Source organism: Nitrosomonas nitrosa (assembly GCF_003051105.1).
In the GTDB taxonomy this organism is placed as follows: domain Bacteria; phylum Pseudomonadota; class Gammaproteobacteria; order Burkholderiales; family Nitrosomonadaceae; genus Nitrosomonas; species Nitrosomonas nitrosa.
Genome location: NZ_QAOO01000007.1, coordinates 140,227 through 160,461, shown reverse-complemented (window position 1 = coordinate 160,461; position 20,235 = coordinate 140,227). Strand labels below are relative to the sequence as shown.

15 protein-coding genes and 1 pseudogene are annotated in these 20,235 nt (G+C 45.4%); 5 read left to right on the top strand and 11 right to left on the bottom strand.

Features of this window, described 5'->3' with window-relative positions; translation table 11 throughout:
* The 3 genes and pseudogenes from C8R30_RS05660 to C8R30_RS05650 all read left to right on the top strand — a co-directional run.
* A pseudogene (locus C8R30_RS05660) lies at nucleotides 1–99 on the top strand (cytochrome C554); the annotation flags it as partial.
* 207 nt (nucleotides 100–306) lie between these two features.
* Nucleotides 307–1,086, top strand: coding sequence for a hypothetical protein (locus C8R30_RS05655; protein WP_090672324.1), 780 nt, complete (start codon nucleotides 307–309; stop codon nucleotides 1,084–1,086).
* 41 nt (nucleotides 1,087–1,127) lie between these two features.
* The gene (locus tag C8R30_RS05650; RefSeq protein ID WP_090672327.1) at nucleotides 1,128–2,582 is read left to right on the top strand and encodes a DEAD/DEAH box helicase; all 1,455 of its coding nucleotides are present in this window, start codon (nucleotides 1,128–1,130) and stop codon (nucleotides 2,580–2,582) included.
* Here the strand turns inward: C8R30_RS05650 and C8R30_RS05645 are convergent.
* The 5 genes from C8R30_RS05645 to C8R30_RS05625 all read right to left on the bottom strand — a co-directional run bounded on the left by C8R30_RS05645 (nucleotide 2,579) and on the right by C8R30_RS05625 (nucleotide 8,355).
* Nucleotides 2,579–2,920, bottom strand: a complete 342-nt coding sequence (locus tag C8R30_RS05645) for a putative signal transducing protein (RefSeq protein WP_090672330.1) — start codon at nucleotides 2,918–2,920, stop codon at nucleotides 2,579–2,581. The genes C8R30_RS05650 and C8R30_RS05645 overlap by 4 nt on opposite strands.
* A gap of 104 nt (nucleotides 2,921–3,024) precedes the next feature.
* Entirely contained in the window at nucleotides 3,025–3,495 is a 471-nt protein-coding gene (gene lspA / locus C8R30_RS05640) for a signal peptidase II (protein ID WP_090672333.1), read from the bottom strand.
* A 105-nt stretch (nucleotides 3,496–3,600) separates the two neighbouring features.
* Complete coding sequence (gene ileS / locus C8R30_RS05635; RefSeq protein WP_107789732.1) at nucleotides 3,601–6,417, bottom strand: isoleucine--tRNA ligase; 2,817 nt, start codon at nucleotides 6,415–6,417, stop codon at nucleotides 3,601–3,603.
* A 475-nt stretch (nucleotides 6,418–6,892) separates the two neighbouring features.
* Nucleotides 6,893–7,843: a bifunctional riboflavin kinase/FAD synthetase gene (locus C8R30_RS05630; RefSeq protein ID WP_107783855.1), complete on the bottom strand. Its 951-nt coding sequence runs from the start codon at nucleotides 7,841–7,843 to the stop codon at nucleotides 6,893–6,895.
* 80 nt (nucleotides 7,844–7,923) lie between these two features.
* The gene (locus C8R30_RS05625; RefSeq protein WP_090672343.1) at nucleotides 7,924–8,355 is read right to left on the bottom strand and encodes a group III truncated hemoglobin; all 432 of its coding nucleotides are present in this window, start codon (nucleotides 8,353–8,355) and stop codon (nucleotides 7,924–7,926) included.
* Nucleotides 8,356–8,553: 198 nt separating this feature from the next.
* On the opposite strand from C8R30_RS05625, the gene C8R30_RS05620 reads away from it, so the two are divergent.
* A complete protein-coding gene (locus C8R30_RS05620; protein ID WP_107789731.1) occupies nucleotides 8,554–10,164 on the top strand; it encodes an NAD-dependent malic enzyme in 1,611 nt (536 codons plus the stop codon).
* A 412-nt stretch (nucleotides 10,165–10,576) separates the two neighbouring features.
* Nucleotides 10,577–13,153, top strand: a complete 2,577-nt coding sequence (locus C8R30_RS05615) for a putative bifunctional diguanylate cyclase/phosphodiesterase (RefSeq protein WP_107789730.1) — start codon at nucleotides 10,577–10,579, stop codon at nucleotides 13,151–13,153.
* Between the two features lie 102 nt (nucleotides 13,154–13,255).
* On the opposite strand, the gene C8R30_RS05610 is transcribed toward C8R30_RS05615, so the two are convergent.
* The 6 genes from C8R30_RS05610 to C8R30_RS05585 all read right to left on the bottom strand — a co-directional run bounded on the left by C8R30_RS05610 (nucleotide 13,256) and on the right by C8R30_RS05585 (nucleotide 20,038).
* A complete protein-coding gene (locus C8R30_RS05610) occupies nucleotides 13,256–13,519 on the bottom strand; it encodes a thioredoxin family protein (RefSeq protein WP_239654144.1) in 264 nt (87 codons plus the stop codon).
* A gap of 62 nt (nucleotides 13,520–13,581) precedes the next feature.
* Nucleotides 13,582–14,133, bottom strand: coding sequence for a YMGG-like glycine zipper-containing protein (locus C8R30_RS05605; protein ID WP_090672355.1), 552 nt, complete (start codon nucleotides 14,131–14,133; stop codon nucleotides 13,582–13,584).
* Nucleotides 14,134–14,148: 15 nt separating this feature from the next.
* Entirely contained in the window at nucleotides 14,149–14,646 is a 498-nt protein-coding gene (locus tag C8R30_RS05600) for a hypothetical protein (protein ID WP_090672358.1), read from the bottom strand.
* Nucleotides 14,647–14,816: 170 nt separating this feature from the next.
* Nucleotides 14,817–16,427: a peptide chain release factor 3 gene (locus tag C8R30_RS05595; protein WP_107789729.1), complete on the bottom strand. Its 1,611-nt coding sequence runs from the start codon at nucleotides 16,425–16,427 to the stop codon at nucleotides 14,817–14,819.
* Nucleotides 16,428–16,442: 15 nt separating this feature from the next.
* On the bottom strand, nucleotides 16,443–18,518 hold the full coding sequence (locus C8R30_RS05590) for an ABC transporter ATP-binding protein (RefSeq protein ID WP_107783852.1): 2,076 nt from the start codon (nucleotides 18,516–18,518) through the stop codon (nucleotides 16,443–16,445).
* The gene (locus C8R30_RS05585) at nucleotides 18,515–20,038 is read right to left on the bottom strand and encodes an ABC transporter permease (RefSeq protein ID WP_107789728.1); all 1,524 of its coding nucleotides are present in this window, start codon (nucleotides 20,036–20,038) and stop codon (nucleotides 18,515–18,517) included. The genes C8R30_RS05590 and C8R30_RS05585 overlap by 4 nt, the downstream gene beginning before the upstream one ends.
* Nucleotides 20,039–20,235: the final 197 nt, after the last annotated feature.

Below are 20,235 nucleotides of genomic sequence, written 5' to 3'. Positions count from 1 at the left end.
GATGGTGTCTTTGTAGGTGAACCTAAATTCAAATTCCACGACGAATTTCAGGCGAATGCCAAAGTAGCTGAAAAAGACGACAAAAAAGGAAAAGAGTAAATCACTTGCTTCATACTCATTTTTCATGCTTTGCCTGGAGAAAGAAGCCGATTTCTCCAGGCAGTATTCATCCCGCTTCTATCGTTATTTCTCAAAAGAGAGTAGAAGGTTAAAGTGCTTTGTACATGTTATAGCTATGGGCGAGAGGTACAAAGAAACTGCAATGCTCGTCTGAATTGGTGAGCTTTTATCTCAGTGAGTAAGAGAATGCTTCGTTATTTTCCAGCACCTGATGTCGCTTATGTTCATAGGAAACGCGATTATTTTATTGCGGGGTTCACATTTTTTTGTGTTGCGGTAAGCCTTGTCATTGACGCACATGCTAGCTTGACCATACAAAATATATTAGGCGTTATTGCCTGGATATTCCTGATTGGGTTGTTAGTTGGCGAAAATAAGGAAATCAGAATTCAAGTGGCAATTGCAGTCGCATTTGCGACAGCAGGTGAGCATTTTGCTTCAGTTTATATGGGGGGGTATACCTATCGTTTTGAAAACGTACCCTTATATGTTCCACCAGGCCATGGAATGGTTTATTTAACCGCTGTTGCGCTTGCGAGATCAGGTTTCTTTCTTCGGTATGCCAGGAAAATTGCAGCATTTGTCGTAATCGTTTGTGGGTTGTGGTCACTTTGGGGGATTAGTGGCCTACCCGAGCAAGGTGATCAGGTAGGTGCTATCCTTTTTTGCGTGTTCCTTATCTATCTATTCAAAGGTAGATCGCCCATGGTCTACTTGGCAGCTTTCTTTATAACAACCTGGCTGGAATTGATCGGCACGGCAGCCGGAACATGGTACTGGGCAAAACTTGAACCGATATTCGGGCTATCCCAGGGAAACCCGCCAAGTGGCGTGGCTGCTTGGTATTGCCTCGTTGATGCAGTCGCTATTGGCGGTGCTCCCATCGTTCTAAATGCAATGAATAAATTCAGCGAATGGTTGAGATTCGATAAAACTAAACGGACTATTCAACAGGAGACAAAGTAATCGAAAAATATTTAAACCCAGTCAATGAGACTGAACAACTTATGAGTCATGGCACTACATTTGATCAGTTAAACTTATCAGAACAACTTCTTCGGGCAATAACCGATCAAGGTTATATCAAACCGACGCCTATCCAAAGCCAGGTTATCCCGCATATACTTGCAGGCAAAGATATCATGGGCAGCGCTGAAACAGGCACGGGTAAAACTGCCAGTTTCACGTTACCGCTGTTGCATCGCTTACAGCCCTACGAGAATTCAAGTACGTCACCCGCAAAACACCCTATCCGAGCATTGATACTCGCGCCAACGCGTGAACTTGCTACGCAGATACATGATAATGTAAAGAACTATGCAAAATACACGCAATTGAGAAGTACTGTTATTTTTGGTGGCGTTAGTATTGATCCTCAGATCAAAGACTTACGTGCAGGTGTAGAAATACTGGTGGCGACGCCAGGTCGCTTGCTTGACCATCTTGAACAGAAAACGGTCAATCTCTCTAATGTGGCAATTTTAGTGCTCGATGAAGCAGACCGAATGCTTGATATGGGTTTTTTGCCGGACATTAAGCGTATTCTCATGCAACTCCCTCCTCAGCGGCAAAGTTTGATTTTCTCGGCAACGTTTTCTGAAGAAATCAAACAACTTGCAGATAAATTGCTGAAGCAACCCATTTTAGTCGAAGCAGCAAAACGGAATGCTATCAATGAATCAATTTCCCATGTTGTCCATATCGTGGCTGCTGAACGAAAACACGAACTGCTGGTGCAGCTTATTCAACAAAATGATTTGAAACAAGTGCTGGTGTTTGTTAGAACCAAACAGGGTGCAGATCGTTTGGTCAAGCAGCTTACGCAGTCTAAGATTTCAGCAACGGCAATTCATGGAGATAAAAACCAGCAGCAACGTACTCAGGCACTGAATGAATTCAAGGAAGGTAAAATTCAGGTGCTAGTCGCAACCGATGTGGCTGCACGTGGATTGGATATAGAAAATCTCGCCTATGTGATTAATTTTGAACTGCCAACTGTTCCAGAAGATTACATTCATCGAATTGGACGAACCGGAAGGGCAGGAAGTAAAGGTAATGCTATTTCATTGGTGAGCAACAATGAAAAAGAATTTCTCGCAGGTATTGAGAAGCTGCTTAAGACAAAGCTGATTGTGAAAAATGTAGGAGGATTTGAAGTTGGAGAAGGTGGTTTGCCAAGAGCTAATGACCGCAAACGATCTGATGATAAAGCAACATTCAATAAAACCGGTATTGATAAACGAAGTGGTAAAATCGCGAGATCACACCCAGGCACATATGGCAGAAATAAATCCTCGCAACCGGTTGACCCGATCTTTAGCCAGCCTTACGTGCCTATGGCATTAGTAAAGAAAGCTGACGTGGCCGAGAATATTTCCCGCTCAATTTTTAAATCGAACAAAAAGCCTATTCCTGCTTTATTTGCGCCACCTATTGTCAATAATAAGTCGGATCAAGATTAATCAAGCTTACCCTCTAATTTTAAATGCACGACTTCCAGCCCCTCTCCACACTGCCAGCATAATTGGAAATTTCGCGGATTCTGTTCGTTGCATGCAGGGCAATATACATAACCTTCCTCGATCGGTGAGTTTTCGTAGATGTGAATAACAGCCTGCGCTTTTTCGAGATCATCGTCATGCATAATCCATATTTCAGGGTAGGCATGCGTGAATGGTAACTCGCCTACTGCCCCCTGAGCATGGATATTAAATAACTTTGCGGGTACGTAAGCTTGTCCAAGCAGATTGATAATTAATTGTGCTTCGATTAGATTATTGGCAGTATAGAGCTTTTTCATGCCTTTTTGCTAATTCACCAATGCATGGGCAAATAAACCAAATGAGCTTGATTGCATCACCGAAATGGGTGGAAGTTAATAATCGAGCTATTCTCTTTTTTTAGTTATTTTTGGTTTTTATTAGTTCGGAAACTATCAACAATCAGTAATATTGCACCAATAAAAATGGCTGAATCGGCGATATTAAAAGCCGGCCAGTGATAGTTGCCGATATAAAAATCCAGAAAATCAACGACGTGTCCAAGCGTGATGCGATCCCATAGATTCCCAAGTGCTCCGCCCAATACCAAACTCAGCGCAAGACAGAACAGCGTGTTTTCTGGATACTTGCGAAGCAAAATGATAATTATAATTGAGGCCGTTAGCGCGATACCGCTCAGGAACCAACGTTGCCAGCCTGATGCATCACTCAGAAAGCTGAAGGCTGCGCCAGCATTATAAGTAAGTACCAAATTAAAAAAGGAAGTGATTGGAATCTGCTGACCATAATTCAAACTGGATTCAACCCAGTATTTTGTAGCTAGATCTATGACCAGAACGATGAATGCAATTACCAGGCAATGTGAAAGTTTCATAACTGAGTTGTCGTGATTGTCATTGGATTAGAAAGATGGAGATAAGGATCGGCGCATTCATCTTAATGTTATGGCCTATGAGTAGAGATACTGACATGGGTTTCCTTAGGCATGATGGCGCTGCTCTCCAGCTCCATATAAATTTGAAAGGCATCGACTGCACAGTGTTGGGTGGTTGACATCACTACCAACATCTTTTCGATAGTGCCAACAGCGCTCACATTTAGCATGGGGGCTTGCTGTCACCAAAATGTTTTCATCTGATTCAGAAGATATTTCTTGCAAATGAACTTCGGAAGTAATCATGACGAAGCGTAGATCTTCTCCAAGTGAACTCAGCAATGTGTAATTCTCTGCAGTTGTACAAATTGTAATATTAGCCGCCAAAGATGAACCAATGAGTCCTTGCGTACGTGCCTCTTCCAGTTTTTTTTGTACGTGCGAACGCAGTTGACGCAGCCGATTCCAGCGGGATATCAGTTTAGAGACTTCCTCAGTCGATTGATGGGAAGGTAAACGATGCCATGTGTGCAGAAACACGCTGTCATCTGGAACAGCTGCCAACTGTTCCCAGGCTTCTTCAGCAGTGAAGCTGAGAATGGGGGCAAACAAACGGACTAGGCTATGGGTGATATGGTATAACGCACTCTGCGCTGAGCGGCGTGCTTTGCTTTGTGCTGCGGTGGTATACAGCCTATCTTTCAGGATATCCAAATAGAATCCACCTAAATCTTCGGAGCAGAAGTTATGCAAAGTATGCACGATTTGATGGAATTCATAGCGTTGGTAAAGTGCCGTGACATGATTTTGCAGCTCTTGAGTATGGGCGAGCATATATTGATCGATTTCTAACCAATTCTCCATCGGCAAACTGTCTGTCTTGGGACTAAAGTCAGCTAGATTGGCTAATAGAAAGCGCAAGGTATTACGGATACGTCGATAGGTTTCAACAATGCGTTTGAGGATTTCATCGGAAATGAATAGCTCACCGGAGTAGTCAGTCGAAGCCACCCAAAGGCGCAAGATGTCCGCTCCCAAGGTATCGACGATTTTCTGCGGTGCAATTACGTTACCCTTGGATTTACTCATTTTGTGACCTTGACCATCCACGACGAAGCCATGAGTGAGTAAAGCATGATAGGGGGCGCGTCCATCCATGGCGCAGCCTGTCAACAGCGAGGATTGAAACCAACCGCGATGCTGATCGGAGCCTTCAAGATAGAGATCGGCAGGATGACTAAGTTGAGAATCATTTTTGAGTACAGTGGCATGAGTCGTGCCTGAATCGAACCAGACATCGAGTGTATCGCTTAGCTTATGATAATGGTCAGCTTCTTTCCCCAATAAGGTGGTAGTCTCGAGCTTGAACCATGCTTCGATACCCTGTTTTTCTACCTCGCAGGCAACGGCTTCCAACAATGCCGGTGTGCGGGGGTGGAGTGTTTGTGTTTCTTTGTGGATAAAGAAGGTCATGGGTACGCCCCAGTTACGCTGGCGTGAGATACACCAATCTGGGCGATTTTTGATCATCGCTTCCAATCGTGCACGCCCCCAAGCGGGAAAGAACGTTGTTGCATCAACGGCTTTCTTGGCAAGTTCACGCAGCGACGCGCCTTTTTTGGAAGAATCTCCGCTGTGCAATGCATTCATACCAATAAACCACTGTGGGGTGGAACGGAAAATGATCGGTGTTTTGTGTCGCCAGCAATGCGGATAACTATGTTCTATTTTTTCTACATACAACAAGTGCTGGCTAGCACTTAATGCATCGATGATGACATCATTTGCTTTCCAGACAAACAATCCGCCTACGAGCGGAGTGGTATCAATGAATTTACCCTCCCCATTGACTGGGCTGTCGCTGGCTAACCCATATTGTTGACCAATAAAATAATCATCCAGACCATGTGCCGGTGCGGTATGGACTAAACCCGTGCCAGCTTCCAACGTGACATGTTTACCACAAATGATGCTGACCGTGCGCGCATCGAACGGATGATGAAGCTGGAGATGTTCCAAGTCATGCCCTTTGCAGGTTGCCAATGTTTCACCGGAAATATGGTAGCGAGTCAAACAGGCTTGCTTGAGTCCAGCTGCTAGAATCAATAATCCTCTTTGGGTGTTGACCAATTCATAATCAAAATCTGGATGGACGCACACAGCTTGGTTGGCGGGCAGGGTCCAGGGGGTTGTTGTCCAGATAACCACAAAGGCCGTTTTGTTTTCAGGTATCGATATTGCGAAGGGTTTAGCGAGTGGGTGGGTGGCATCAGGGTCGTGAACAACTGCAAAGCCAACATCGATAGCTGGCGAAGTTTTGTTTTCATAGTCGACTTCAGCTTCTGCTAAAGCTGAACCACAATCAATGCACCAGTTGACTGGTTTTTGCCCTTGATAGAGATAGCCATTTTCGTATATTTTGCCAAGTGCCCGAATAATATCTGCTTCGGTCTGATAATTCATGGTGAGATAAGGGTGTTCCCAGTCAGCTAATACACCTAAACGGATGAAATCAGCTTTTTGCCGCTCGACTTGTTCCTGGGCGAAAGTACGGCAAAGTTCACGCACTTGCTCTGCTGGCAGGCGCTTGCCATATTTTTTCTCGATTTGGTGTTCAATAGGTAACCCATGACAATCCCAACCTGGAACATAGGGGGCATCAAAGCCCGCCAGGGTTTTACTCTTGATGATGATGTCCTTGAGAATTTTATTGACAGCATGGCCAATGTGAATATCTCCATTGGCGTAGGGAGGGCCATCATGCAAGATGAATTTGGGGCGACCATGGCAAGTGGCGCGAATTTTTTCATAAAGCTGTTTTTCATGCCAAGCTTTGAGCATCCCCGGCTCCCGTTTAGCAAGATCACCGCGCATCGGAAAGGGCGTGTCGGGCAAATTGAGTGTCTTTTTATAATCGGTCATGGCGTATCAAGTTGGGTTGTGCTATGAAACAGGATCGTCATTATCTCAGAGCGTGTGAACATGCGTCTACTAAGAGGTTGTGAATAAATCTACTACGGATTTCAATCACTGGGTTGGATAGCCGGGCGCTCACTACCTATCTCTTTGATATGTTACATCTCTGCGCTTAGAGCGCTCCCTATGATTTTTTAAGAATGCTACCAAAACTTAAAAACGAAGTTTGAATCGTGATCGCAAAATGGACATTTTTGCTACTAAATTAACAACGGGAATCCAGGAGCGGGTACTGGGACTTCTTCACGAGGCATGAGGGAAGAATTAGGAGGCTGTCTGAGAATAGCGATGGTAGCGAGGGTAAGATTGATTGAGTTGGATTTTTCGATCATTTGAGGCGAATAGTCGTTCTATTTAACGAAAAGGATCGGAAAATCCGGCCAACCAGGCCCGTTTGCAGTAGATCAGTCTCGGACAGCCTCTAGGCAGTTACCGTCGTCAAAAAATAGTGCTTTGCGTTTGCGATATCCTGTTCTATTTGTTTTATTAGTGTCTCCAAATCAGGGTATTTTTCTTCATCTCTAAGCTTATGCAAAAAATGTACACGCAGGTGATGCCCGTATATCTCCTTGCAGAAATCAAACAGATGTACTTCCAGTATGGGTTGATTATTTGTATGCGTAGTCGGACGGATACCCAGGCTCGCGACACCCCGCATCGAGGCGGGTAAGGCTGTATGAGTTGCGCTAGTCACTTCGACAACAAAAATCCCTGTCAAGGGAGGACGATTATGCTTTAATTGTATATTAGCGGTCGGAAAACCTATTTTCTTTCCTAACTTATCACCATTGACGACACGTCCACTAATGCTGTAAGGACGCCCCAATAGCTGTTCGGCGAGCACGAGATCGCCACGAACCAATGCTTCACGTATGGCAGTGCTCGAAACACGTAAACCATCCACATTAAAGCCCGGCATGACTTCCACTTCAAAAATACCGGATTGTCGAGAGAATTTACTGAGCATTTCTACGTCACCCGTCCGTTTTGCGCCGAAGCGGAAATCATCCCCTACTAGAAGCCAGCGTACTGCCAACTCTTGTTGAAGAATATCAGTGATGAATGAAGTCGCATCGATTTTGGAAAAATCACGGTTGAAGGGGTAAATCTGAACACGATCGATACCCGATTCTGCCAATAGCTCTAATTTTTCACGTAAACTCGTCAGACGAGTGGGCGCCTGCTGTGGCGTAAGAAACTCGCGTGGATGTGGTTCAAACGTTAGTACGCAAGACGCAATGTGTAGCTGTCTGGCAACTTGTTTTAACCGCGCAAGCATTGCCTGGTGACCGAGGTGGACGCCATCGAAATTGCCTATTGTCAAGGCTATCGGTGTTTTGGGTCCCGATGAAGCCTTTCTGCAAACCAGCATGATATTGGCTGTAGCGTATCTTAACAGAATCGGGTGTCGATATTGAGACTTCAGAGTCCAGCTAAGTGCGCTTGACTGAGTTAATGTGTGTCAGCAAAAAGTTCAGTGGGGTGACGCTCCGGGTAATTACCCATCTGATAACCAAGCCAGAGTCTGCCAGCAATAAACGTGGCGACTGTATCTGCATGATGTTTCAATGCAGGATTACCTAATTCATGCGTAGTTTCTTTGAATAAATGTAGCCAGCGTTTAAATAGATCTGAGTTCAGTTCTGGAAGTGCAATATGCTTAGGCATAGGAGCGCCCCGAAAACGGCTGGTGCCGCGTAGTTGAGCGGACCAGAAATTGGTCATTTGCACGAAATGGGCATCCCAATCGATCACATGTTCTTCGAAAATAGGGCCAAGCCCCGGATCTTTTCTCGCTTTGGCGTAAAAATTGTGAACGAGTTGGGAAATCTCTTCTTCGGTATAAAGATCCGGGTTCGGTGTTGGTATGGAATGTGTTGTCATAGTGATATTTTATATTTATTGTTGGTTGAACATTATTATGCAACAGTACGTAACTTAAGCTTCTAGTCTCGACGTATGCTGCAATACATGTGATGATAACTTAGTCGTTTTGTTCCTATTCATCGCAATTATAACAAAAGTCGTGCAAGGTAATTTTAAACGCTTTACCTGTCTTATACTCTTGAGAAGGCAATCTAAATGAAGTTATTGCGAGGCAAATCATTGCTGGATGATCCAGCTCAGAACAAATCAACCGCGTTTTCTCGTGAAGAGAGAAATCGACTTGGTTTGCGAGGTTTACTACCCTATAAGATAGCCGACATTCAAACGCAACAAAAGCGCGTTTTAGGTAATCTGCGCCGAAAAAATAGTGATATCGAAAAATATATTTTTCTGAACAGCTTGTTAGAGCGTAATCAGCGATTATTTTACCGAACGATGATCGATCATATCGATGAGATTTTGCCGTTGGTGTATACGCCGACTGTGGGGGAAGCTTGCAAGGAATTTGCTCACATCTACCGTAATCCGCAGGGTTTTTATATCACACCGGAAGATCGAGGTGAAATTGCGTCAATTCTGGATAATTGGCATGAGAAAGATATACGGATCATCGTAGTTACGGATGGAGAACGCATTTTGGGATTGGGCGATCTCGGCGCTAATGGCATGGGAATCTCGATAGGCAAGACGGCTTTGTATGTGGCTTGTGCGGGTATTTACCCGTCGCAATGCCTGCCGGTAATGCTTGATGTGGGTACGAATAATCAAGCTTTGCGGGAAGATTTACTCTATTTAGGTTATCCCTATCCTCGTTTGACAGGAGAGGCTTATTTTTCACTAGTAGATGAATTCGTGCACGCGGTTCAAGAAAAGTTTCCCAATGCCCTGCTTCAGTTTGAAGATTTTCAGAGCCAACATGCGTTCGAGCTACTCGATCGCTACCGAAATCAGGTGCGGTGCTTTAATGATGATATCCAAGGTACGGCTGCTGTCACGCTTGCCGGTGTGTATTCTTCCTGTCGTATTACGCATAAACGGTTCGCCGATTTGAGAATAATGCTGCTCGGAACGGGTTCTGCTGCAAGTGGAATCGGAGAGTTGATGGTATCTGCATTTTGTGCTGCGGGTCTGAGTGAGCAAGATGCTAGATCACGGCTATGGTTCGTGGACAGACAAGGGTTAGTCGTATCGAGCCGTGAGCATATCAAACCACGGATACGACCTTTTGCCCATGACCATGCTTGTGTAAGTTTTGTTGAGGCTATCGAGCGTGTTCGACCGGATGTGCTAATCGGAGCAACGGGAGTAGCGGGTACATTCGATGAAACCATCGTCAAAAAAATGGCGGAATGTCATGAGCGTCCAGTTATTATTGCGCTGTCTAACCCTACATCTCATACTGAATGTACCGCTGAAGAAGCCTATCGATGGAGTAATGGGCGGGTAATTTTTGCCAGTGGTAGTCCATTTCCTGTTTGCAGGCTGGGAGAAAGCGTGTTTAAACCGGCTCAAGGGAATAACGCGTATATTTTTCCTGGGGTGGGCCTTGGAATTGTCGCGAGTCATGCGCGTTTGGTTACCGATAGGATGTTTCTAACCGCAGCAAAAGTGCTTGCTGATATGGTGTTGCAAGAGGAGATCGAAGTCGGTGCAATATATCCTTCACTTAATCGGGTTCGAACCGTTTCTCATGCGATCGCTATTGCGGTATGTCAGGTTGCGCAACAAGAGGGGCTTGCAACGCATGAACTTCCTCAAGATCTAGCAGCCTACGTTCGTTCGTTGATGTATGAACCCGGATATTAAGCTTTATTGCAGTTATTGGTCGAGAAAATTAATCTTTGATTTGATTTTTACCTTTCAAGCTATTTATTTTGTTTGAAGTAAATCATATTTCAGCCATATGATGACGTAATCTTGGAAGGCCTAATTCTTAAGGCCGTTGATAAATGTGCAGTGTTGCCACTGCATCAAACAAACAGGCTCGAAATACTTTTTTATCAAGCTGAAAATCCGTTTTTGTTATTTTTCTGGTTCCTGTGCCGCTCATCGGGAAAGTATATTCGGTGAACTATTGAGGCGAGTTATTCAAGATAGAGATTAGCGATTCGATAAATACAGTCATCCGAAGTTATTTTAAAGCTTTCTCTTTTTATAACGGAAAGCGGGCTCCATGATCAGATGATTCAGATTAACTTGCTGGCAGAGTGGATTCGATATGATAAAAAGGCGAGAAAAATGGTTATTACATTTATGGTTCATCATCATGCTTTTTCCGATTAGGGCTGATGCATCAGAATCAATATTGACTGCCTCGCTTTCCTGGGATTTTTTCTTTAAAGAAACCCAGGTAATTCACTTGCAACGACCCGTTTGCGCTTCACCTTTGGAGTCCGATCACGATAAACAAAGCCTTCTTTTTGGCGGGCTGTCATCACTGGAATTGCCGATGATTTCTGTGCAGAGTGATGTTGCTTTAGGGAAGATGGATCGTTTTGCTCACTATGAGTCTGCCCAGGAAGAGGAAGTTTATTTTCCACCATTTATCGAGAAGGGGTTGGGAGACTGGATCTTGTCTGCCCTGGTGGTGTTATGTTTTGCCGCCGTGCTATTGATAATCGGCTGGTCAGGGCTCTACTGCTTTCATCGTCTATCTTCACTATCCTTGATCGTACTTACGTTAGCGGTTAGCTGGTTTTTAGTGGCTTTGTACCGGAATAGCGAAATAAACGAACAAAAGTATCTGGTATCGAGTACGCTGGTTAAATTGCGTTCACAGCTGGAGAATTCTATTAACAGCAATATTACATTGTTAAAAGGGTTACTTGCACACATTCAACTTAACCCCTATTTGACCCAGGCTGAATTTGAACAAATAGCCAAAAAACTTATCGATGGGAATCCCAACATTCGGAATATTGCAGCGGCGCCTGATCTTGTGATTCGTATGCTATACCCTTTTGAAGAAAATCAGCAAGCGATCAACCTTGATTACCGTCGGTTGCCTGATCAATTGCCTGCTGTGTTGAAAGCTAAGGAGCAGAATCAAATTATACTGGCAGGACCGGTTAAACTGGTTCAAGGAGGGTTGGGGCTCATTGGCAGATTGGCCGTCCATACTGAGAATGAATTAGGCCAGCAAGAGTTCTGGGGGTTAGTTTCTAGCGTAATCCATGCCGAGGCGGTTTATCAAGCTGCGGGCTTGTACGATCCAGCCGTCGGTTTAAAATTGGCCATTCGTGGAAAGGACGGAACAGGGAGCAAAGGTGAAGTGTTTTTTGGCGATCCCAGTGTATTCAATGAGCAAGCAGTTATCATGAATATCTCTGTGCCGGGTGGTTCCTGGCAAATAGGGGCGATTCCTATTGATGGCTGGGCGTCTGAAATAAAACCCGTTTGGATCATTTCCTTACTTGGATTGATCAATATCATTTTGATCGTTGTTTTTTATCGCATTCATAAAAACTATAAAGAAGAACAGGAGAGAAATAAGCAATATATTTCTCACCTCGCTTATCACGATAGTCTGACGGGTTTATCCAATCGTGCGCAGTTTATGGATGCACTTAAGCGCGAGATCGCTTATGCAAAACGTAATCACACTATTATCGCGGTTCTCATGTTGGATCTGGATTACTTCAAACAGATCAACGATACGTTAGGTCACTTGGAGGGTGACCGGCTGCTGAAAGAAGTTGCGCAGCGGCTTAGAAGCCGTGTACGCAAAGAAGATTTAGTGGCGCGATTGGGAGGCGACGAGTTTGCTATCTTACAGCGTAACCTGCGCTCACTGGACGATGCTTCCATATTGAGCCAGAAACTGATTGAAATTGTGTCGCAGCCCTATATCATCAACCAAGCTAAAGTTCAGGTAGGTGCAAGCATTGGAATTGCGCATTGGCAACCTGGACTTTCAACTGAGATAGATTTGCTCGAGCAGGCCGATACCGCGCTATACAAATCTAAAGATAAGGGACGGGGATGCTTTACGTTTCACACCAGCGAGATGACCAATGAGATACGCCGCCGCCTTGCGTTGCATCAAGATCTGAAGGAAGCACTCAACGCAGATAATCTTTTTCTTGTTTATCAGCCTAAAATCAATACGGTGAATAAGCAAATTATGGGTGTCGAAGCACTGCTTCGCTGGAATCACCCTACGCAAGGTTTTATTTCACCAGCCGAATTTATCCCTATTGCAGAAACCCATGGCATGATGCATCGCCTTGGTTTTAGGATATTGGAACAGGCATGTGCAACCATGAACCGATTACATAACCAAGGCATCGATCTGGGCGTGATGTCTGTCAATATTTCGCCGCTGCAACTGGATGGTGATAAATTTCAGGAAAGGCTGATCGATTTATTGAATACCTATTCTTTGTCAGGAGATGTGCTGGAGTTGGAGTTGACTGAGCGTATTATGGTTGAACCAAGAACGAATATCGACCAGGTATTAAATGGTTTGGCGCAACAAGGAATCAAATTTTCGCTTGATGATTTCGGGACAGGGTATTCATCGTTGCTTAGGCTGAAACATTGGCCATTTCATCAGCTTAAGATCGCGCAAGAGTTTGTCCGTGATATGCTGATTGATTCCAATGATCAAGAGATCGTCAAGGCAACGATTGCGCTTGCCAAGAATCTCGAGCTAGAGGTCATCGCAGAAGGGGTAGAAAAAAACGAGCAATTAGCGTTTCTTCAGCAACATGGTTGTTACTTGGTACAGGGCTATTTGCTGGCGTATCCGATGACGGAAACAGATTTGCTTTTGTGGCTAAAAGAATATAGTTAGGTTAATAAGCGGTAGATAAACTGATAATGCTGTTATTCTGGCCATGAAGGAACCCCCATTGCTGGGGGTACTCTGAAATACCTGAAATAAAATAACGAGAGATTATTTCAGATCATTGATACTTGCGCCAAAATTGATATGGAAAGCAGCGCCATCCATAACAAGTGCGGGAACAGATTTAACGCCAGCTGCCTCAGCTTCTCCAATACGGGATTTATCAGTACCTAAGTGCACAATTTCAACATCATATTTTGAGCGATCGATCGCATTAGCAACAGTCTGTTCTGCTGCAACACAAACTGGGCAACCTGCATGATAAAAAATAGCTTTTGCTGCCATATAAAACTCCTTTTCAATATTAGTCATACAAATGGCTTGCGCATTTTATCACATAGGCTCATTGATAATAATGAGAATTATTGATGATATTAATAGGCCGGAGGAGCGGGGGGTGGATTGCCGGGTGGCGGCGGAGGAATGCTTCTTGTTGAGGGCTGTGCTGGTGTGTTCATAGTTTGTCCTTGACTCGCGTAAGGGTCACTCGAGAACTGGCCGACTATCGGTACACGGTGGCCATTCGCGTACATGCATTGAATATACGACATATCATATCGCTGCTGACTAATACTGCCGGAAGTCTGCGAGGAGCTGCTCCCGCTCAAACCACCCGCAAGTAAACCGCTTCCTGCACCGATTGCGGCACCTCGTCCACCACCAAATGCAGCGCCTGCTGCTGCACCAAGGGCTGCGCCAACAGCGGCGCTTTCCATGCCACTGGATATCGTCGCTTGTCTCGGTGTTTGGTGATCACTTTGCTGGAGAGCATATTGCCTACATAAGAAATCGTCACTGCGGAACTGGTCGAATGTTTTACCCGCGCCGGGCAGAACCATGACGCTTGGGCCTGTGGGAATATGGACACAAGCTGCAAGCGAAAGTAACAATAAGAGATAACAAATCGATCTTGGAAAATTTAGCATGGATAACTCCTTGAATTATTCTGCTGGCTGAGGAGCAACTTTTAACCATCCGCCTGGGCATTTCTTGACATAAGGATAATAGCCCGCCGGATTTTCACAATAATGCCAGTAGTTTGTTTCTGGCGGAGGCGATGGCGGCTGTGCACTAGGCTGCTGAATATATACAGGCGGCGTCGCGGGGACGACAACCACAGGTGGGTAATAAGAATAAGAAGGAAAGGGCATATAGCCATATCCACCGTAATAAGGTCTGGAATAATACGGAACGTAAGGAACACCAAAAGAATAGCTACCATAAAATCCACTACGGCGGCTACCATAGCCATAATAATTACGATAACCCAAGGTGGTAAAACCGTAGCCCGTTCCAAACCCTAATCCGATGTTATGGCCGCTGGGAAAATAGCCAGAGCCAAGGAAATGATTATAAGGGCGGTGTGCCCATGCTGCATCTGGCAGTATCAAGGCGAAAATAGCAACAATGACCCCATAAAGTAAGCTTATTTTTCTCATGGAAAAACCTCCATCTGGCAAACCAAAGTTAACTTACGTTTCATTTTCAGCCGGTGATTGATACTGCTGATATAACCAAAATTGGATGAATCGGTTTGATTAAAGTTTCGGAGCAGGATAGAAAAAGTATGCAACATCTATGTGATAGGTTGGTAAATCATATTTTTACTTTAGTTCTGCATGTGGGATTGAAATACCAAGCCAGCATGCTCTCGCATCTTGTGAAAGCGGATAGCTGGCCAGTTTTCTTGGGCAACACTTAGTTCTGCTGCGAAGGAAGCTAGAAAAGTGGGTGCGTCGACAGCGTCATAAGCAATGCGGTGTGCATTCGAATCGATGAAACGCTGAAGTTCAGTGGGATCATCGGCAGTGACCCAGCGAGCCAGCTGGTACTTGGCGGACGCTATACGCGCATCCACACCATATTCGTGTTGCAGCCTATGAGTAACGACTTCAAATTGCAGGTTTCCCACGGCACCTAGCAGCAAGGTGCTACCGATATGTGGACGAAAAACCTGGATGGCACCTTCTTCACCCAGTTGTGTAAGTCCTAACTTCAGTTGTTTGCTGCGCATGGGGTCGGCAATTTCGACTGTCTGAAAAATTTCGGGAGCAAAGAAGGGCAAGCCGGTAAAATGAAGCGCTTCTCCTTCAGTAAGGGTGTCCCCCAGTTGCAGCGTGCCATGATTGGGTATGCCGATAATATCTCCTGCATAGGCAACATCAAGTAATTCTCTTCGCTGTGAAAGAAAGGAAACGACGGTATTGGTCCGTATTTCTTTGCCATTCCGAACTACCTTGAGACTCATTCCACGTTTAAATTCTCCAGAGCAGACGCGCACAAATGCAATTCGATCGCGATGAGCAGGATTCATATTTGCTTGGATCTTAAAAACCACACCGGAGAACTTGGGTTCGATTGGAGGTACTTCGCGTTGAAGAGAACGGCGCGCTCCAGGAGGCGGAGCGAGATCGACTAAAGCATCTAGAATTTCGCGCACACCGAAGTTATTGATCGCCGAACCAAAAAATACGGGTGTTTGTTCGCCTGCAAGGAAAGCAGCGCGATCAAATTCTGGTATGACACCTTGAATCAAGTCAATTTCTTGTCGCGCTTCGGTAAAATTTTGGCCAAAACGACTTGCAAGCGCATCATCATTTAAGTTTTGGATGATTTCACCTTCTTGTTCAATACGATCAGACCCGGGGCGGAATACACGCATGCTATGATGTCGTAAATCGAACACGCCATGAAACTGTTTTCCCATTCCGATGGGCCAGGTAAAAGGGATCGTTGCCATATTCAGTGTGCGCTCAATCTCGTCAATAAGATCGAGCGGGTTACGAACCTCGCGGTCCATCTTATTGATGAAGGTAAGAATGGGCGTATTTCGCGCGCGGCACACTTCAAGCAAGCGCAGAGTCTGTGCCTCGACGCCATTGGCGGCATCGATAACCATCAGCGCGGCATCTACTGCCGTAAGGACACGGTAAGTATCCTCGGAGAAATCTTGGTGGCCAGGGGTGTCAAGTAAATTGATGACATGGCCCCGATATTCCATCTGCATGACTGAGCTGGCGACCGAGATCCCACGCTGCTTTTCGATTTCCATCCAGTCAGAGGTAGCATAGCGACTTGCTTTGCGGGCCTTGACGCTCCCTGCTATATGGATTGCACCTGCAAACATGAGTAATTTTTCGGTTAATGTGGTTTTACCGGCATCTGGATGAGAAATGATGGCGAAAGTGCGGCGTCGTTGTACTTCTTGGTCGATCATGATCGAAAATCCTTAAAACTAATTGGTGTTTGTTTGCGAGCTATCTTTATCTTGTGGATAAAGATAGCAATGTGCACTGTGTGTCGTGCTGAATGTGCTTTTTTCTGGATAAGTTTCTCGGCAGATAGGCATCACATGCGGGCAACGGGGGTGAAAATAACAGCCTGATGGTGTATTGGCAGGAGAAGGCAATTCACCCGAAAGGTGGGTACTTACGCGTTTGGATGTTGATTCAATTGTAGGGACCGAAGCAAGCAGGGCTTGCGTATAAGGATGTTTGGGTGTGTTCAATACCTCATCGACATGGCCTTTTTCCACTATTCTGCCCAGATACATGACTGCGACCTCATCGGCAAGATATTCGACTACCGATATATTGTGAGTAATAAATAAATAAGCAAGACCTAGGTTTTGTTGTAAAGTTCTGAGTAAATTTAGAATTTGTGCTTGTACAGAAACATCGAGTGCACTGGTTGGCTCATCGCAAATTAGTAATTTGGGATTAACCGCCAGGGCACGTGCAATCGCTATGCGCTGGCGCTGACCACCAGAAAATTCATGCGGGTAACGCCATTTCGCTTCTATTGGTAAACCAACGCGTTGCAAAAGCGTATCGACCTGATTCTCTGTGGAAGTGGATTGCGACGTTTGCTTTGACGAACTTTTATCCGAACCGGGATTTAACGCGTTGATGCCTTCTTCAATGATATCCGTGACGCGCATTTTAGGATTGAGAGAAGAGTATGGGTCTTGAAAAATGATCTGGAATTCAGCTCGTTTTTTGCGTAGTTGAGAGCGTGCTAGCCCAATGAGTTCTGTGCCATTCAATAGTACGCTTCCCGCCGTAATCGGGATAAGCTGACAAATGGCTTTGCCAACTGTCGTTTTGCCGCAGCCGGACTCGCCTACCAAAGCAAGGGTTTTACCTGGGGCGATAGTGAGTGAAACGCCATCCACCGCTTTGACATGACCAACAGTATGTTTGAGCAGTCCTTTTTGGATGGGAAAAAAAATTTTGAGATCAGTAATCTTGAGAAGCTCAGATTCTTGATCTGCCATTACCTTTTTAGAGTCGGCTGGCAAATTTCCAGGCATCTCTGCTGCTGATGCTGACCGTAAAGATGGTGCTTGCTGATCGAATAAGTGGCATCTTACACGATGGTTCGGAGCAATCTCGATCCATTCGGGGATGGTATGGCGGCACAATGCCCACGCATGAGGGCAGCGATCTGCGAAGCGGCAGCCATGGAATTCTTGGGATAGCGGCGGGACTTGTCCGCTGATGACAGCCAAACCTTGATTTCTTTTGTGTCTTGTCGGGAGTGCAGCAAATAATTTCTGGGAGTAGGGATGAGCTGGCTGTTGAAAGAAATGTTCGCGTGGCGCTGTCTCGATGATCTCACCTGCATACATTACGGCAACACGATGCGCCATTTCAGCGACCACTCCAAGGTCATGGGTAATCAGCAGAATCGCCATATGAGTACGCTGCTGAAGATCGCGCATAAGATCAAGTACCTGAGCCTGAATGGTCACATCTAACGCGGTCGTTGGTTCATCCGCAATCAATAATTCTGGATTGCCTGCAAGCGCCATGGCGATCATTACCCTTTGTTTCATACCTCCTGAAAACTGAAAAGGATATTCATTCATGCGGCGTGCTGCATCCGATATTCCTACTTGCTGCAAGATGGCCTTTATTCGTTCCTGAGCAAGGCCCGCATGCAGATCAAAGTGTTGATTTAATACTTCTTCAATTTGCGCTGCAATCGTCATAACGGGATTCAAGCTGAGCATCGGTTCCTGAAAAATCATGCTGATGCGTTTACCCCGTACTTTTCGCATCTCGGCTTCTGGTAACTGAAGCAAGTCGCAGCCATCAATCTTAATCTGGCCATCTACAATCTCGGCCGCTTCAGGCAGCAAGCGCATAATGGAGAGTGCTGACATGGATTTACCACAGCCTGATTCTCCAAGAAGAGCAAAGGTTTCTCCTTTTGAAATAGAGAGCTCCAGACCATCAACCGCGCGGACAGGTTCTAGACCTGTATGCAGCATCGTTCTGAGATTTTTGATGTCGAGTAGTGGTGTCATGGGTGTGCCGTGTCCTTTGCATTAGGCGCGAGGGGGGAAGATGCCGCCTGAGGTGTTGGTAAAGTAGGCGCAGCCTTATGGTGTGATGATTGGATCACTTTTCCCGGTAATGTTCTGATTCTTGGGTTAAACGCGTTTTGCACGGCGTCAGCGAAGAGGTTCGCGCTCAATACCAGCATGAACATAAATCCAAATGCAGCCATCAACGTCCACCATACCATCGGTTCTCTTGCCATTTCCAGTCTGGCGGCATTGATCATCGTGCCAAAACTGATCATGGATGGATCCACACCCACACCTACATAGGAGAGCACAGCTTCCGCCAGCACCAAACCACTGAAATCCATGACAATGGCAATTAAAACGATATGCATGACATTGGGTAAAATGTGCCGGCTGATAATGCGCCAATGTGAAACAGCAAAGGCATGAGCAGCCTGGATATACTCCATTTCACGCAATTTTAGCGTTTCTCCGCGTAATAAACGACAAAGCCCTGTCCAACTGGTGATGCCAAGAATAATGCAAAGGAACAGTAAGCGTAGGTCAGCGCGTGCTGAAATGGTATCGAACATTTCAGGGTGGGTTTCAATATATACCTGCATCATGAGTACTGCAGCGGCAATGAGTAAAACACTTGGGATCGAACTTAATGTCGTGTAGATGTACTGGATGACATCATCGATCCAGCCGCGGAAATAACCGGCAGCGATACCGAGCAGTAATGCAAAGGGCAGCATGATCAGAGTCGTCAATGTGCCGATCACGAGACCGGTACGAATACTCTTAAGAGCTTGGTATAACACATCTTGCCCGACTTTATCGGTACCCAGGACATGGTAATGAGACGACAAAGCAACTACCATGCCGAGCAATACGCAGCCTAATGCAAGCGTGATCAAGATGACACGCCACGGTATTTCAGTGGCACCACGCCAAATCAAGGTCTGCGTATGCAAAAAATGGGTATGGTTGCGATTGGCTAACCCCCAACTTAACCCAATTACGATGAGACTCCAAGCGAATAACCCCCAGCCCCCCCCCTTGATAGCTCGTTGAATAACATCATCCACACGTTGCGTTTCCGGGTCTGCCAAGTGTGCACCACCGTACTTCAGTCGCGTAAATTCACGTACCTGACTCCCATCAGGCAGCTCCACGGTTTCTTTAGCATAGAGATAGGCCGATAAGGGAGCTGAGTATGTTTTTTCGACGCGTGTACGCAAAGGCGTGGCTATGATATCAAACAGACTCAGTACTTCTACGCTATATACTTTTTTTCCCGCCTGCTCGCTAGCATCTGCTAACAAAGGGCGAAAGTGGATCGTATCTAACACCCCAATCAAAATAAAAAAAGCCAAGATGGTAAGCGCAGCCATGCCGCTTGCACTGTGCGTTACCCGGCGCCAGGGTGCACGTAAATGTGGGGAGCGGCGTATGTACCAACCAACTATGATTACAATGCCTACGAGTAGGTAGACAAGTGCATCAGTCCAAAGAATGATCGGGTCGAAAGGCATGATGATTTAAATTCTCTAAAATTACCAATATATTGGATAGCGTATTGTAGTGTATTTATCCGTGAGTTCTGCAATTGCGGGTATAACTTTTACTGAATCGTTAAACCTGTCCATGAGTAGGCAAGAAAGATCGCAACTGATAAGATCAAAGCGCATACAGTTATAGCTTAGTATTTGCGAATTGCCGAAACCTATTT

Coding starts and splice junctions, on each gene's coding strand:
- ileS (WP_107789732.1), bottom strand. CDS start 6,417: ATGACCGATTATAAAAAGACACTCAATTTGCCCGACACGCCCTTTCCG.
- C8R30_RS05615 (WP_107789730.1), top strand. CDS start 10,577: ATGATAAAAAGGCGAGAAAAATGGTTATTACATTTATGGTTCATCATC.
- C8R30_RS05655 (WP_090672324.1), top strand. CDS start 307: ATGCTTCGTTATTTTCCAGCACCTGATGTCGCTTATGTTCATAGGAAA.
- C8R30_RS05590 (WP_107783852.1), bottom strand. CDS start 18,518: ATGACACCACTACTCGACATCAAAAATCTCAGAACGATGCTGCATACA.
- C8R30_RS05605 (WP_090672355.1), bottom strand. CDS start 14,133: ATGCTAAATTTTCCAAGATCGATTTGTTATCTCTTATTGTTACTTTCG.
- C8R30_RS05630 (WP_107783855.1), bottom strand. CDS start 7,843: ATGCTGGTTTGCAGAAAGGCTTCATCGGGACCCAAAACACCGATAGCC.
- C8R30_RS05620 (WP_107789731.1), top strand. CDS start 8,554: ATGAAGTTATTGCGAGGCAAATCATTGCTGGATGATCCAGCTCAGAAC.
- lspA (WP_090672333.1), bottom strand. CDS start 3,495: ATGAAACTTTCACATTGCCTGGTAATTGCATTCATCGTTCTGGTCATA.
- C8R30_RS05650 (WP_090672327.1), top strand. CDS start 1,128: ATGAGTCATGGCACTACATTTGATCAGTTAAACTTATCAGAACAACTT.
- C8R30_RS05600 (WP_090672358.1), bottom strand. CDS start 14,646: ATGAGAAAAATAAGCTTACTTTATGGGGTCATTGTTGCTATTTTCGCC.
- C8R30_RS05645 (WP_090672330.1), bottom strand. CDS start 2,920: ATGAAAAAGCTCTATACTGCCAATAATCTAATCGAAGCACAATTAATT.
- C8R30_RS05585 (WP_107789728.1), bottom strand. CDS start 20,038: ATGCCTTTCGACCCGATCATTCTTTGGACTGATGCACTTGTCTACCTA.
- C8R30_RS05625 (WP_090672343.1), bottom strand. CDS start 8,355: ATGACAACACATTCCATACCAACACCGAACCCGGATCTTTATACCGAA.
- C8R30_RS05610 (WP_239654144.1), bottom strand. CDS start 13,519: ATGACTAATATTGAAAAGGAGTTTTATATGGCAGCAAAAGCTATTTTT.